The sequence below is a fragment of the Thermocatellispora tengchongensis genome (assembly GCF_014202315.1).
GTDB classification, from domain to species: domain Bacteria; phylum Actinomycetota; class Actinomycetes; order Streptosporangiales; family Streptosporangiaceae; genus Thermocatellispora; species Thermocatellispora tengchongensis.
Window position 1 is genome coordinate 1 of sequence record NZ_JACHGN010000021.1, and the last position, 13,804, is coordinate 13,804.

Annotated in this window: 11 protein-coding genes; 3 read left to right on the forward strand and 8 right to left on the reverse strand. The window is 71.9% G+C overall.

The genetic code is table 11. The features are described from left to right. Positions 1–773 (reverse strand): ATP-grasp domain-containing protein (locus tag HNP84_RS37880; protein ID WP_185054859.1); only part of this gene is annotated, 773 nt, incomplete at its 3' end. A 106-nt stretch (positions 774–879) separates the two neighbouring features. Between HNP84_RS37880 and HNP84_RS37885 the strand changes: the two genes are divergently transcribed. The 3 genes from HNP84_RS37885 (at position 880) to HNP84_RS37895 (ending at position 3,353) form a co-directional block, all read left to right on the forward strand. After that, complete coding sequence (locus tag HNP84_RS37885; RefSeq protein ID WP_185054860.1) at positions 880–2,226, forward strand: MFS transporter; 1,347 nt, start codon at positions 880–882, stop codon at positions 2,224–2,226. A 132-nt stretch (positions 2,227–2,358) separates the two neighbouring features. Beyond that, positions 2,359–3,081 (forward strand): GntR family transcriptional regulator, encoded by a 723-nt coding sequence (locus HNP84_RS37890; RefSeq protein WP_185054861.1) that lies wholly within the window; start codon positions 2,359–2,361, stop codon positions 3,079–3,081. Between the two features lie 77 nt (positions 3,082–3,158). Beyond that, positions 3,159–3,353, forward strand: coding sequence for a hypothetical protein (locus HNP84_RS37895; protein ID WP_185054862.1), 195 nt, complete (start codon positions 3,159–3,161; stop codon positions 3,351–3,353). Between the two features lie 457 nt (positions 3,354–3,810). Here the strand turns inward: HNP84_RS37895 and HNP84_RS37900 are convergent, their stop codons facing one another. From HNP84_RS37900 to HNP84_RS37930, 7 genes are all read right to left on the reverse strand, one after another. Next, positions 3,811–4,797: a TerC family protein gene (locus HNP84_RS37900; protein ID WP_185054863.1), complete on the reverse strand. Its 987-nt coding sequence runs from the start codon at positions 4,795–4,797 to the stop codon at positions 3,811–3,813. Continuing rightward, a complete protein-coding gene (locus HNP84_RS37905) occupies positions 4,794–5,495 on the reverse strand; it encodes a hypothetical protein (RefSeq protein WP_185054864.1) in 702 nt (233 codons plus the stop codon). Before HNP84_RS37905 ends, HNP84_RS37900 begins: the two co-directional genes overlap by 4 nt. A gap of 1 nt (position 5,496) precedes the next feature. After that, positions 5,497–6,903: an Nramp family divalent metal transporter gene (locus HNP84_RS37910; RefSeq protein ID WP_246519216.1), complete on the reverse strand. Its 1,407-nt coding sequence runs from the start codon at positions 6,901–6,903 to the stop codon at positions 5,497–5,499. Between the two features lie 206 nt (positions 6,904–7,109). Further along, positions 7,110–9,245: an acetate--CoA ligase family protein gene (locus tag HNP84_RS37915; RefSeq protein WP_185054866.1), complete on the reverse strand. Its 2,136-nt coding sequence runs from the start codon at positions 9,243–9,245 to the stop codon at positions 7,110–7,112. 3 nt (positions 9,246–9,248) lie between these two features. Next, positions 9,249–10,478 (reverse strand): formyl-CoA transferase, encoded by a 1,230-nt coding sequence (frc, locus tag HNP84_RS37920; RefSeq protein WP_185054867.1) that lies wholly within the window; start codon positions 10,476–10,478, stop codon positions 9,249–9,251. 13 nt (positions 10,479–10,491) lie between these two features. Further along, on the reverse strand, positions 10,492–12,207 hold the full coding sequence (locus HNP84_RS37925; RefSeq protein ID WP_185054868.1) for a thiamine pyrophosphate-binding protein: 1,716 nt from the start codon (positions 12,205–12,207) through the stop codon (positions 10,492–10,494). Positions 12,208–12,331: 124 nt separating this feature from the next. Continuing rightward, positions 12,332–13,702, reverse strand: a complete 1,371-nt coding sequence (locus tag HNP84_RS37930; protein ID WP_312926667.1) for a molybdopterin molybdotransferase MoeA — start codon at positions 13,700–13,702, stop codon at positions 12,332–12,334. Positions 13,703–13,804: the final 102 nt, after the last annotated feature.

Below are 13,804 nucleotides of genomic sequence, written 5' to 3' on the forward strand. Positions count from 1 at the left end.
GCGCCGTTGCCGATGATGCCCACCGACCCGTCCAGCTTGACGTAGTTGAGGTCCTTGGCCTTGGCCGCGGCCTCCAGCGGGTCCTCGCTGGCCTTGTCGGCCAGAGCCTCGTGGTCGGGCTGGCGGAAGGCGGCGTTGTCGTCCAGCGTCACCTTGCCGTCGAGCGCGATGATCCGCCCGTCGGAGGTCGCGGCCAGCGGGTTGACCTCGACCAGCGTGGCGTCCTCGCGCTTGAACACCTGCCACAGCCGCACGATCGCCTCGGCGGCGGGCTCGATCACCTGGGCGGGCAGCCCCGCCTGGGCCGCGAGGCGGCGCGCGTCCTCGGCGCCGATCCCCTCGACGGGATCGACCGGCAGCTTCACCAGCGCCTCGGGCCGGGTCGCCGCCACCTCCTCGATGTCCATGCCGCCCGCGGCCGAGCACATGACGATGAACGTGCGCTCGGCGCGGTCGAGCAGGAACGCCAGATAGAACTCGTCGGTCACCACCTGCGCGGCCTCGACCAGCACGCTGCGGGCGACGTGGCCCTTGATGTCCATGCCGAGGATGTCGCGGGCCGTCTCCTCGGCCGAGGAGGGGCCGGGCGCCGGGCGCACGCCCCCGGCCTTGCCGCGCCCTCCGGTCTTCACCTGGGCCTTGACCACGACGGGGACGCCCAGCTCCGTGGCGACCTCGCGGGCCTGGGCGGGGGTCGTGGCCACCCTTCCGGGGAGCACCGGGACTCCGTGCGCCGCGAAGAGTGCCTTCGCTTGGTATTCGTACAGATCCACGCGTTACCTCGCCTCCACCGTACGACCTTGGTAGACTGTATACCGTATGGAAAAAGGGTCGTCTAGGTCTCGACAAGGGCCAGGGCGATTGCATATTACATACAGTATGGAGAAGACAGTGCGAGGCCGTGAGGTCACCGACTGGCGCGGCCGGGTCTACCTCACCGACGTCACCCCCGAGCAGATCCTCAATCGCCCCAGGTCGGCGATGCTGTGGCCCGCCGGGGCCGCCATGGGCGCGATCGGCGTCCTCCAGTACGGCTACGGCGCGGCCCTCCCCGTCGTCGCCGCCGCGCGCGGCTGGGGGATCACCCAGGCGCTGTGGCTGCTGGCCGGGTGGGCGCTGTGTCAGGCGGCGGTCGGCCTGCCGACGGCGGCCGCGATGGAGCGGCGCGGCGCCCGCCCGCGCGCGACCCTGCTCGCCGGCGCCGCGCTGTGCGCGGCCGGGCTGCTCGCGCTCGCCCACCTGTCCGACCCCTTGTGGGCGTTCGCGGGCTACTCCCTGCTCGGCGGCTTCGGCGGCGGCCTGGTCTACGCGACCTGCAGCTCCGTCGTCGCACGCTGGTACCCCGAGCGCTCCGCCGCCCGGGTCAGCCAGGTGACCGGGGCGTTCGCGTACGGCGCGGTGCCCTTCGTCGTGGCGGCCCACCTCGCCGGCCCCGGCTCGGTGACCGCGGTGCTCGACGTCGCCGCGGTGGCGGTCGGCGCGGTCGTGGCCGTGGCCGCCCTGCTGCTGCGCCTGCCGCCGGCGCGGTGGTGGCCCGCGCACATCGATCCGCGCGCCTGGGCGCTCGACGGCCGCGTCAACCCGGCCCTGCGGTGCAACCCCAGGGCCGTACGCGAGTTCTCCGCGGGCGAGGCGCTGCGCACCCCGGCCCTGTTCACCATGAGCGCGATCCTGGTGCTGGCCGGCGCCGTCTCGCTGTTCAACGTCGCCGTCGTCGCCACCCTGGCGTCCGCGCACGGCGTGGCCGCCACGGTGGCCGCCGCCGCCGGGCTGATCGCGCTGAACGGCGCGGGCCGGGCCGCCTCGGTCGCGCTGTCGGAGCGCATCGGCCGCCGCGCCGCGCTGACCCTGGTCCTGGCCTCGCTCGCCATCGGCCAGGCCGCCCTCGCGGGGGCCCTCGCCGGCGGCTCCGGCGTCACGCTGGCGGCCTTCGTGCTGTTCGCGGGCCTGGGCGGCGGCGGGTTCTACCCGCTCATCGCCGGCCTGGTCAGGGAGTACTTCGGCGAGGCACGCACCGCCGAGATCCACGGCGTCATCTACGCCGCCAAGGGGATCGGCGGCCTCCTCGGCGCGGGCATGGCCACCGTGTCGCTGGCCGCTTCGGCGTCGCCGGCCGCCTGCTGGGCCGCCGCCGCCATGGCCGCCGTCACGATCGCGCTCGCCCGCCGGCTGCGGCAGCCCGGAAGGCCCAATACATTGCCGATCACGCACGCCGCCCGTCCGTGATCGGTGAAAGCGGTGTGTGACCGGGTTCACGGAGAGCGTGCTTTCGCACGCGGTATACTGTACGCAGTCGACTGGAGCAGGGAGAAATTCATCAGCCAGGCACCCGGTCGCCCATCTCATTGGAGCTGAGAAATGTTGCGCACCGAATTGTCTGCCCAGAGAATCGCCCGGCCGGTCCCGCTACGAGAAAGCGTCTTCGAGGCCATCCTCGAACTCATAATCACAGGAAGCCTGCGCCCCGGCCAGCATTTGGTGGAAAGCGAGCTCGCCGATCTCCTCGGCGTCTCCCGCCAGCCCGTCCGCGAGGCACTGCAGCTTCTCAGCGGCGAGGGCTGGGTCGATCTGCGCCCGGGGCAGGGCGCCTTCGTGCACCTGCCCACCCACGAGGAGGCCGACCAGCTCCTCGCCGTGCGCGGCCTGCTGGAGACCGAGTCGGCCCGGCTCGCCGCGCTCAACACCACCCCCGAGGGCACGGCCCGCCTCCGCGACATCTGCGCCCGCGGCGCCGCCGCCAACGAGTCCGGCGACATCGACGGCGCCGTGGCCGCGAACGCCGAGCTGCACGCCTACGTCACCGAGATGTCGGGCAACAAGGTGCTGGCCGAGCTGGCCGCCCAGGTGTCCCGCCGGGTCCGCTGGTACTACACCCCGGTGGCCCGCCACCGCGGCGCCAAGTCCTGGGAGGAGCACGCCGCCCTGATCGACGCGATCGAGGCCGGCGACAGCCCACGCGCGGCCGAGATCATGCGCGAGCACACCGAGCACACCCGCCGCTCCTACCTGGAGCAGCGCACCGACGAGGCCCCGGTCGAACCGGCCCCGGCGCGCCGCCGGCGCACCCGCTCGGCAACTTGACCCGGATTTCACATTGAGCCCGCCCCGCGGAAACAAGCGGGGCGGAAGATCTGTTACAAGTAAAGGAGGTAAGAAAAATGCCGAACATTCTCGAAAACCTGCGGCGTTCCCTGAGACGGCCGCGCGGATACGTGGCCGACGGCCGCGTCCTGGGCCTGGGCCTGGCCACGGCCCTGGCCAAGCAGCAGGAGAGCATGCGCATCAACGCCGACGACGCCGAGCGCCACCTGCGCCGCTGGGCCGCCGACGAGTCCCTCGGCATCCGCCGCTGACCGGCAGGCCCGTCCTCACCCCCCAGGGCCACCCCCGGTAGGCGCCCCGCATCCCACGAGGTGCGCGACCGCCGCGCAGGGCGCGAACGCCCGCGCCGCCCCCCGCGCCCCATTCGGGCGCCGGCCCCGCACCCGGCGGCCTCCGCTCCCGCGGCCACCGCCACCCGCGCGCCGCTCCGAGAGCGGGCCCGCTCCCCCGGGCCCACGGTTCCATGAGCACCGGGCCCCATGAGCACCGGGCCCCATGAGCACTGGGCCCCATGAGCACCGGGCCCCATGAGCACTGGGCCCCATGAGCACCGGGCCCATGAGCACCGGGCCCCATGAGCACTCCCGCCCGGCCGCGTCATCCGCGGCCGGGCGTCAGCGTGACCGAGGGCCGGATGGAGGTGCCGCCCGCCCTGCGGATCTCGCGCGGGCGGGCGGCGGGATGGGGGTGGGCCCGGCCGAGGCGGGGTCAGTCCACCTCGGCCGGCTGCCGCTCGGCGGACGCGGCCTCGCGGACGCGGTCGCGGCGGGTCTTGATCAGGCTGGCGGCGGCCGTGATCACCAGGGTGCCGATGATCACGCCCAGCGAGAGCATGATGGGGATCTCCGGGGCCCAGGAGACGCCGTCGTGGTGCAGGGCCTCCAGGACCAGCTTGACGCCGATGAAGGCGAGGATGAGGGCCAGCCCCTTGCTGAGGTAGATCAGCCGGTCCAGCAGGCCGCCGATCAGGAAGTAGAGCTGGCGCAGGCCCATGAGCGCGAAGGCGTTCGCCGTGAAGACGAGGTACGGCTCCTTGGTCAGGCCGAAGATCGCGGGGATGGAGTCGAGGGCGAACAGCAGGTCGGTGGTGCCGATCGCGACCATCACGATCAGCATCGGGGTGACCAGGCGGCGCCCGTCGATCCGGACGGTCATGGAGGCGCCGTGGTAGCGGTCGGTGGTGGGCAGGACCCGGCGTACGGTGCGCAGGGCGATGTTCTCGGAGAACTCCGCCTCCTCTTCCTCGTGGCCGATCAGCTTCCACGCGGTGTAGATGAGGAACGCGCCGAACAGGTAGAACAGCCAGTCGAACCGGCTCACCGCCTCCGCGCCGATGGCGATGAAGACGCCGCGCATGACAAGGGCGATCACGATTCCGATGAGAAGGACCTTCTGGCGATACTCCCGGGGCACCGCGAATCTGCTCATGATCAGAATGAAGACGAACAGATTGTCGGCGCTGAGGGAGTACTCGGTGAGCCAGCCGGCGAAGAACTCCCCGCCGTATCCGGGTCCCGCGAAAATCAGGACGCCGATGCCGAAGGTGATCGCGAGGCCGACGTAGAAGGACACCCACAGGGTGCATTCACGAAAGGAAGGCTCCCGTGGATTGCGGGCGACAAGATAGAAATCTCCGGCGATAATCGCCGCGAATCCCACGATCGTCACGATCCAGACCCACGTGGGCAGGCTCATTTCACTCCTTTGCTACGGGCGGCGGCGTCACCACGAGTTCCAGAGGTGCCGCGAGCCCCGCTGCCGGTGCGGGGTCGCGTACCGGAGCGACCGTTCCCGGAGCCGCGGCCCGCGGGGGCGCGGGCTCCGGAGGACGCGCCGGCCGACGGGGGGCCGGTGCGCCCGCGACGTGCGGCGCGGGCCGCGCGGCGGGCCTGTTTGGCCCGCCACAGCATCTCCGCGTGCTGGACGTACCTCTCCAGCAGCAGCCGCGCGTCGGGATTGCGATCCTGGATGCGCATGAGCCAGTGGGGGGTGACCCGCTCGTGCATCCACACGAAGCCGATGGCGAAGCCCAGGCTGACCAGGCCCTGGTAGGCCAGGAAGGACAGCAGGTCCTCCCGCAGGTGCGGGGCGCCGGAGACGAGGGTGCTCGTGCCGGCCTCCTGGCTCAGCCGGGCGACCGGGAAGGCCACCAGCCAGTAGAGCCCGGCCGTGGCGAACACCCCGGGCTTGAACACCCCGCGGGCCATCAGCACGCCGTAGCCGCCACCGAAGATCGCGAGCGGGACGCCGAGCGTCACCAGCGAGGCCAGGGCCCAGCCGGCGGGCTGCCCCGCGAGCAGGGACAGTCCGCCGGCGATCAGGCCGGCCGTGACTCCGATGGCGAACCCGGGGACCGCGAGCTCGCCGAGCCGTCGTACACGTTCGGCGGTCATCTCAGCCCACGACCACGCCGAACCGGAACAGGCTGTAGAACAGCATGCCGAGGTAGAACACCGCGCCGAAGCCGATGATCACGTTGGTCCACCACTTCGGCCGGATCGGCTTGGGCAGCATTCTGTTGTTCACCAGCAGGAGCGTCACGCAGTACGCGCCCATGGCGAAGGTGGACAGGAACGCCAGCGTGTCCAGGATCCCGCTCGGCCCTTCGGCGGGACCGAACAGCAGGATCAGGATGCCGAAGATGATGACGCCCCACAGGAACGCCGCGTACAGGTGCGACATCCGCAGCTTCTTCGCGCCGGGCACGAAGAAGTAGGTCATGTCCGCCTGCCCTCGGGAGAAGGAGTCGAACAGGCCCAGCGTCGCGTTCAGGCCGATCAGGGCGATGAAGCCGAGGAAGACGGCGCCGAGGACCGAGCCCCCCGCCGAGGCGAAGGAGTCGGCCATCGCGTTGAGCGCCGCCTCGCGCTCACCGGACTCGATGACCTGCCGGACGTTCGGGTTCTGCCGGGCCGCGGCCTGGGCGATCACCGTGAAGGCGACCGTGACCAGCATCGTGATGCCCCAGAACAGCAGCAGGGCGTCGAAGGTCACCCACCGGCGCCAGCCCTTCCACTTGGCCATCTCGGCGGGGTTGTCGGTGTCGAACATGAACCCCCGCGAGGGCATGCTCTCCTCCTCGCCGGCGTGCCGCAGGCCGCGGATGCGCGGGATGTGCGCGCCCATGCCGGCGCCGGAGTCGCGCAGGTGCAGCGTGTACCACATCTGCTGCATGCCCGACGGGCCGGCGAAGGCGCAGGCGCCGACGATGACCGGGAACCATTCGGCCGACATGGCCTCGGCCGGGATGTAGCCGATGGCGAACATGCCGGTGATGGTGCTGGTCAGGTCGTCGAAGCTGCCGACGATGGAGGCGACGACCGCGGTGCCGATCACGAGCGTGCCGATGAGGATCGACAGCACGTTCTCCAGCAGGTTGTAGATGACCTTGGCCAGGCTGAACACCACCCCGACCAGCAACAGTCCCACGACCGCCGTGACCGTCCACGGTATGCCGGTTATCTCCTCGAAGGCCGCCGCGCCCGCCGACAGATGGCCGGGCCAGATGTAGACCGCGATGGCGACGATGAAGAAGAACCACATGAGCGGCTTGAACACCCGGGCCGCGCCGAAGAAGATGCTCTCTCCGGTGGCCATGGCGTAGCGCGCCATCTCCAGCATCACGACGGCCTGGAGGGTGACGCCGATGAGGAAGAACCAGCGGATCTCGGGCCCGAACAGCAGCACCAGGCGGGGCCACATGTACGACTCGCCCATGCCGACGCCCAGCGCGACGAGGAACACGGTCGGGCCGAGGAGGTGGACCGATGGGGGCGCGTCAGGCAGTTCACGGATGGGCATCGGCTCCAGCTTGCCCGCGTGCCATACCCGTTCCTCCTGGTCCGGCGGCGCGGCAGCCGCTGGGTTCGGTGGTGTTGCCGCCGGTTTAGATGAAGTGTCCACTTTTGGACCTCCTCGGGAGAATTGCGGATCCGGGTGACTGCCCCGATGGCCCCCTTGGCTCATGAGTGGGGCGGCTTGGCGGGCCGCCCCGTATCAACCGGCCATCAACCGCCCATCGACCCGGACGCCCGGGCCCAGCGGTACTTGGCGCCGAGCACGGCGACCGGCTTCTCGGTGGTGTAGGGGTAGGCGACGATGCCGCGGTCGAACAGGTACTCGCAGGCGGCCTCGACCTCGGTGTCGCCCGCCAGCGACGCCACGACCGGCTTGTCGTGGCCCGCGGCCCGGCACTCGGCGACCACGCGCGCCGCGAGCTCGGCGAACACCATCGGCGGCGTGACGATCGTGTGCCAGTAGCCCAGAATCAGCGCGTCGATGCGCGGGTCGGTCATGCCGAGCCTGATCGTGTTCTCGTACGTCGCCGGCGGCTCGCCACCGGTGATGTCGATCGGGTTGCCGGCCGCGCCGAACGGCGGGATGTAGGCGCGGAACGCCTGGTCCAGGTCCGGCGGGATGTCCATCAGGGTGAGCCCGTTGTCCACGCAGGCGTCGGACAGCAGCACGCCCGACCCACCCGCAGCCGTGATGATCACGACGTTCTCGCCCTTCGGCGTGGGCAGCATCGGCAGCGCCCGCGCGTACTCCAGCATGTCGTTCAGGCCGGGCGCGCGGACCACGCCGGCCTGGCGCAGGATGTCGTCGTAGACCTTGTCGTCGCCGGCCAGCGCCCCGGTGTGCGAGCTGGCCGCGCGGGCGCCCATGGCGGTGCGGCCCGCCTTGAGCACGATCACCGGCTTCTTCCTCACGACCCTGCGGGCCACCTCGAAGAAGCCCCGGCCGTCCTTGAGGTCTTCCAGGTGCATGGCGATGCAGGCGGTGTTGTCGTCCTGCTCGAAAAAGGTGAGCAGGTCGTCCTCGTCCACGTCGGCCTTGTTGCCGACCCCGACGATCGCCGAGACCCCCATCTTGCTGGTACGGCTGAAGCCCAGGATCGCCATGCCGATGCCGCCGCTCTGCGACGTCAGCGCCACGTTGCCCTTGACGTCGTAGGGGGTGCAGAACGTCGCGCACAGGTTCTCGGGCGTGTAGTAGTAGCCGTAGATGTTGGGGCCGAGCATCCGCACGCCGTGCCGCCGGGCGATCTCCACGATCTCGGCCTGGCCCTCGGTGTTGCCGGTCTCGGCGAAGCCCGACGGGATCATGATCGCCCCGGCCACGCCCTTGGCGCCGACCTCCTCCAGCGCGGCCGGCACGAACTTGGCCGGGATCGCGAACACCGCGACGTCCACCTCGCCGGGCACGGCCGAGATGCTGGGGTAGGCGGGCAGTCCGAGGATCTCGCTCGCCTTGGGGTTGATCGGGTAGATGTGGCCCCGGTAGCCGCCGTTGATCAGGTTGCGCATCACCGAGTTGCCGATCTTGCCGGTCTCGGCGGACGCCCCGATCACCGCGACCGCCCGCGGCTTGAAGATCCGGTTCATCGAGGCCAGGATCTGCTCGCGCGAGAGCCGGGCCGGCTCCTCGACCGGGCCCTCGGCCAGCAGGATGCGCACGTCGGCGGCGGTGGCGCCGCGCGCGTCGGCGAAGACCGGGTTGAGGTCCACCTCGGCGATCTCGGGGAAGTCGCCGACGAGGTCGCCCACCCTGCGGATCATGTCCGCCAGGGCGTCGCGAGCGACCGGCTCGGCCCCTCGAACCCCATCAAGCACGTCGGCCGCCCTGATGTCATCGAGCATCCCTCGTGCATCATCACCCGAAAGCGGGGCCAATCGGAAGGTCACATCGCGCAGCACCTCGACGAGCACGCCACCGAGCCCGAACGCGACCACCTTGCCGAAGGTCGGGTCGGTCACCGCGCCGATGATCACCTCCTGGCCGCCGCCGACCATCTGCTGCACCTGGACGCCGTCGATCACGGCCTCGGCGTTGTACGCCCGCGCGTTGGCGATGATCTTCTCGTACGCCGCCCGCGCCTCCTCGGCGTCGGAAACGCCGACGACCACGCCGCCGGCCTCGGTCTTGTGCAGGATGTCCGGCGAGACCACCTTCAGCACCACCGGGAAGCCGATCTCCGCGGCCAGCGCGGCGGCCGACTCGGCGGAGGTGGCCAGCCCCTCCCCCGGCGTGGCGATGCCGTAGGCGTCGCACAGGCGCTTGCCCTCGGGCGCGGTCAGCGCGGTGCGGCCCTCGGCCCTGGCCTTCTCCAGGATCTCGCGCACCGCGGTCCGGTCGTGGGTCATGACCTAGATCACTCCGTTCGTCTTGAGCTCGGCCAGGCGGTCGGCGGGGATGCCGAGCTCCTCGGTGTAGATCTGCTCGTTGTGCTCGCCGAGCAGGGGGGACCGGACCACATCGACCGGGGAGTCGGAGAGCTGCAGCGGGCTGCCGACGGTGGTGAACGTGCCGCGCTCGGGGTGGTCCACCGAGACGATCAGGCCGTTGTCGCGCAGCGTCTGGTCCTCGATCAGCTCCTTGGTGGACAGGATGGGCCCGCACGGGATGTTCTCGGCGTTGAGCGCCTCAAGCGCCTCCCACTTGCCCAGCCCGCTGCTCCACTCCTCGATGAGCTGGAACATCTTGTCCAGCTTGGGCAGCCGCGCCTCGGGGGTGGCCCACTCGGGGTCGTCGGCCAGCTCCGGGCGGCCGATGATGCGGGCCAGCGGCGCCCAGCCGACCGGCTGCACGATGACGTAGATGTAGTCGTTGGGCCCGCCGGGGGCGCACTTCACCGCCCAACCGGGCTGGCCGCCGCCGGAGGCGTTGCCCGACCTGGGCACCGAGTCGCCGAAGTCCTCGTTGGGGTACTCCGCCAGCGGCCCGTGCGCCAGCCGCTGCTGGTCGCGCAGCTTCACCCGGCACAGGTTCAGCACCGCGTGCTGCATGGCCACCTGCACCCGCTGGCCGCGGCCGGTGTGCTCGCGCTGATAGAGCGCGGCGAGGATGCCGGCCACGGTGTGCACGCCGGTGCCGGAGTCGCCGATCTGGGCGCCGGTGGCCAGCGGCGGGCCGTCCTCGAACCCCGTGGTGGACATCGAGCCGCCCATGGCCTGCGCGATCACCTCGTACGCCTTGTAGTCGGCGTACTTGCCGGGGCCGAAGCCCTTGATCGAGGCGTAGATGAGCCGCGGGTTGAGCTCCTGCAGCCGCTCCCAGGTGAAGCCCATGCGGTCCACGGCGCCCGGCCCGAAGTTCTCCACCAGGATGTCGGACCTGCGGACCAGGTCGGTGAAGATCTCCTTGCCCTCGGGGGACTTCATGTTCAGCGTGATGCTGCGCTTGTTGCAGTTGAGCATCGTGAAGTACAGGCTGTCCACGCCCGGCAGGTCACGGAGCTGCTTGCGGGTGATGTCGCCGGTCGGCGCCTCCAGCTTGACGACGTCGGCGCCGAGCCAGGCGAGAAGCTGGGTGGCCGAGGGGCCCGACTGCACGTGGGTCATGTCGAGGACGCGGACGCCCTCCAGAGCCTTGCCCATCGATGACGCCTTCCTACTTGTACATCGTCTGGTTCATGGTTCCGGGGGCGTAGACCTCCGGATCCACCCACACGTTGATCAGCGACGGCTTGCCCGACTCGCGGGCGCGCTCCAGGGCCGGCCGGATGTCGGCGGGGTTGCGGACCTCCTCGCCGTAGCCGCCCAGCATCTTGGCGAACTCGCTGTAGCGGACGTCGCCGAGCGTGTTGCCCACGCGCCCGCGGTCCTCGCCGTACTTCTGGATCTGGCCGTAGCGGATCTGGTTCATCGAGGAGTTGTTGCCGACGATGCCGACGAACGGCAGGTTGTAGCGGACCAGGGTCTCGAAGTCCCAGCCGGTGAGGCTGAACGCGCCGTCGCCGAACAGCGCCACGACCTCCTTGTCGGGGCGGGCGTACTTGGCGGCCAGCACGAACGGCACGCCCACGCCGAGGGTGCCGAGCGGGCCCGGGTCCATCCAGTGGCCGGGGGCCTTGGGCTGCACGACCTGGCCGGAGAAGGTGACGATGTCGCCGCCGTCGCCGATGTAGATGGAGTCCTCGGTGAGGAACTCGTTGATCTCGTGGACCAGGCGGTAGGGGTCGATCGGCTCGGCGTCGGAGAGCTGCCGGGGCAGCCGCTTCTCGTACGCCTGCGTCTCGACCGCGCGCAGCTCCTCCAGCCACTCCTTGCGCCCGGCGGCGCCGTTGCCGAGCCGACCGCTCGCGGCCTGGGTGACCTGGGACAGGATCAGCCCGGCGTCGCCGACGATGCCGAGGTCGATGTCGCGGTTCTTGCCGACGGTGCGGTAGTCGAGGTCGATCTGCACGACGGTCGCGGTCGGCGAGAGCCGGCGCCCGTAGCCCATGCGGAAGTCGAAGGGGGTGCCGACGATCACGATCAGGTCGGCGTTGGTGAAGGCGTAGCGCCGGGAGAGCTGGAAGTGGTGCGGGTCGCCGGGCGGCAGGGTGCCGCGGCCCGCGCCGTTCATGTACGCCGGCACGTTCAGCGCGCGTACCAGCTCGATCGCCGCGTCGGTGCCCCTGGTGGTCCACACCTGGCTGCCGAGCAGGATGCACGGCTTGCTCGCGTGCACCAGCATGTCGGCCAGGCGCTCGATGGCCGCGGGGTCGCCCGCCTGCCTGGTGGAGGCGCGGTAGTGGCCGGCCTTGGGGATGCGCGCCCGGTCGAGCGGCACCTTGGCGTCCAGCACGTCGCGCGGGATCTCCAGGAAGGACGGGCCGGGCGCGCCGTGGTAGCACTCGCGGAAGGCCATCGAGACCATGTCGGCGACCCGCTCGGTGCCGGGCACCGTGGCGGAGAACTTGCTGATGGGGGCCATCATGTCCACGTGGGGCAGGTCCTGCAGCGAGCCCATCTTGTGCTGGCTGAGGGCGCCCTGCCCGCCGATGAGCAGCATCGGGCTCTCGGCGCGGAACGCGTTGGCCACACCGGTCACAGCGTCGGTCGTGCCGGGACCGGCGGTGACGACCGCACATCCGGGACGCCCGGTCACCCTGGCGTACCCGTCGGCAGCGTGCGCCGCCACCTGCTCGTGGCGGACGTCTACCACATCGATGCCCTCGTCTACGCAACCGTCGTAGATGTCGATGATGTGGCCGCCGCACAGGGTGAAGATCACATCGACGCCCTCGGCCTTCAGGGCTTTCGCCACCAGATGGCCGCCGGAGATCACCTCGGGTTCGCGGACCGTGAGCGAGGGTGTGCTCTCGGGCGCAGTCTTGGTCATTGGGGTCCTCTCCCTAACTTGCCGCTGAGCGGCATCCAGTCTCCTGCATACTGCATACCGTATGTGCGGTCGGTACCATGGTTATCGCGCCGCTCGACGGATGTCCAGACCTTGGGCCCGGCAATCACGAGGGCAGCTCGACCAACTCCACAGGGGCGCCGCCCCAGCCGGGCGGCACGACCGCGAGGGCGTCGGCGAGCGCCGCGCCCCACAGGGTGCCCGGCCGGTCGTGCCCCACGGGCACCGCGGCGTCCTCGGCGCGCCGCACCGCGACCAGCCTGGTCAGCGCCGGGTGGGGCCGCACGTCACCGGCCAGCGCCGACCACTGCGCCCCCGGCGGCGTACGCCCGCCGAGCGCGCGCAGCGCGGGCACGAGCAGCGTCATCGCCGCCACCAGCGCCGCGAACGGGTTGCCGGGCAGCCCGACCAGCACCCGGCCGCCGGGCAGCCGGGCCAGCACCTGCGGATGCCCCGGCCGGCATGCCACGCCGGCCACCAGGACCTCGGCCCCGAGGTCCGCCAGCACCCGCCTGAGGTGGTCGGCGGGCCCCTTGGAGGACGCCCCGCACACCACCACCACGTCGGCCGCCGCCCCCGCCGCCGTCACGGCCGCGGCCAACGCCTCCACCGAGTCGCGCACCCGAGCCCACGGCACGACCGGCGCCTCCGCCCCGGCCGCCACGCCGCCCCGGCCCGCTCCCCCGCCCCCGGCCGCGTATGGAGCGCGACCGGGCGGGTCCGCGTCCCGGCCAGGCCAGGACCCGGCCGTGCCCGGGTCGCCGCCGGGCAGGCCGGCCGCGTCCGGGAGGGGCGCCGGTACGAGGCGGGCGCCGGACCAGGACAGCAGGCCGGGGAGCATGGGGCCGATGGCGTCGCGCACCCGGCCCCGGCCGGGGAGGCCGGTGGAGACCACTTCGTCTCCGGTGACCAGGACGGCCACGCGGGGCGGCGGGTGGACCGTGAGCGTGTCGTGGCCGACGCTCGCGGCCAGGCCGAGGAGCGCGGGGGTGACCACGGCGCCGGCCGTGACCAGGTCGCGCCCCTGCGGGCAGTCGGTGCCGCGCGGGCGGATGTGCCGCCCGCGGGCGATCTCGCCCCTGACCAGATCGCCCGTGCGCAGCGCGCCCTCCACGGGCAGCACGGCGTCGGCGCCGTGCGGGACCTCGGCTCCGGTGGCGATCTCCACCGCGGTGCCGGGCGCCAGCACGCCCTCGTGCGCGACCCGGCCCGCGAGCACGCTGCCCACGACGCGCCACGGCGGCGGGCCGGCGACGGCGTAGCCGTCCATGGCCGCGGTGTCGAAGCCCGGGATGGGCGCCAGTGCCCGCACCGGGGCCGCGAGCCGCAGCCCGCCGGCCTCGGCCAGTGGGACCTCGGCCGGTGGCAGCGGCCCGGCCACCGCCGCCGCCAGCGCCCTGGCCTCCGCCCAGGGCATGTCCGCCGCCGCGCCGCGGCTCCCCTTGCGGGCCGGGCCCCGGATCGAGTTGCGCGTCACGCGGGGCCGCACCTCCTCAGGCGGGGCCCGGCGCCGCCTCGGCCGGTGCCGGGCCGGGGATCGGCGGGGTTCGGACGGTTCTGACGGTTCCGACGAGGGCCG